This is a genomic window from Rhizobium sp. SVR5-2C, assembly GCF_056755115.1.
The window spans coordinates 1-238 of sequence record NZ_JBNDHT010000572.1; the positions used below are offsets into that span (position 1 = coordinate 1).

Genomic DNA, 238 nt, shown 5'->3' on the forward strand with positions numbered 1-238 from the left:
GTTCAAAGGCTTCTTCCCACGCACCGCCCGGCCGGTAATCAACATGATCCACGTTTCGTGCGGCATCTCTGTGCTGGTGTTGATGGTGACGCGTTTAGTGGTTCGCCTTAAATTCCGCGCACCGCCGATTGAACCGAAGCCAAAACCGATGGTGACCGGGCTGTCCCATCTTGGTCATCTGGTGGTGTATCTGCTGTTCATCGCGTTGCCGCTGATTGGTATTGTCATGATGTATAAC

The 238-nt window shown here is 53.8% G+C and carries 1 protein-coding gene; it reads left to right on the top strand.

The features are described 5' to 3' along the window. Positions 1 to 238, top strand: a 238-nt coding sequence (locus tag ACPYOI_RS36945; protein ID WP_481424293.1) for a cytochrome b/b6 domain-containing protein, incomplete at both ends; no start/stop codon positions are given.